This is a genomic window from Xenorhabdus vietnamensis (assembly GCF_002127535.1).
Classification (GTDB): domain Bacteria; phylum Pseudomonadota; class Gammaproteobacteria; order Enterobacterales; family Enterobacteriaceae; genus Xenorhabdus; species Xenorhabdus vietnamensis.
In genome coordinates this window covers 1-497 of the sequence record NZ_MUBJ01000134.1, presented here as the reverse complement: position 1 = coordinate 497, position 497 = coordinate 1, and the positions used below count along the sequence as shown (strand labels likewise).

Here is a 497-nt window from a genome sequence, read left to right as displayed (position 1 = left end):
TGTCTCATTCCGACAGTGTTTGTCACGTAAAAAATAAGGAGTTTATACCTCAATTTTCTCCAGCGGCAGGATATGACGGAAAACAAGTGATTTCCGTCAGGGTGAAACGCTTAGCGGGTGTTATTGCAGAAATGACCACGGAACCCCTATTACTGCGGTTACAGGCGCATTATCACTATCTGGTTGGGCAAATCACCGAGATTGAAACCGCACTGTCACAGGAAATCATTCAGGATGATACCGGACAACGGCTGATGACGATCCCCGGCATTGGCCCCATCACGGCGAGTGTGCTTTCCGCCCAACTGGGTGATGGAAAACACTATGCCCGCAGCCGGGATTTTGCGGCCTCGACGGGTTTGGTCCCCCGCCAGTACAGCACCGGGGGAAGGACGACCTTATTGGGGATCAGTAAACGGGGTAATAAGACGCTCCGGCAACTGTTGGTACTCTGCGCCCGGTCATTCATGCAACAGATTGAGCACCGGCAGGGAAAA

1 protein-coding gene is annotated in these 497 nt (G+C 52.3%); it reads left to right on the top strand.

What is annotated here, in order from left to right; translation table 11 throughout:
- Positions 1–497 (top strand): transposase (locus Xvie_RS20565; RefSeq protein ID WP_244175767.1); only part of this gene is annotated, 497 nt, incomplete at both ends.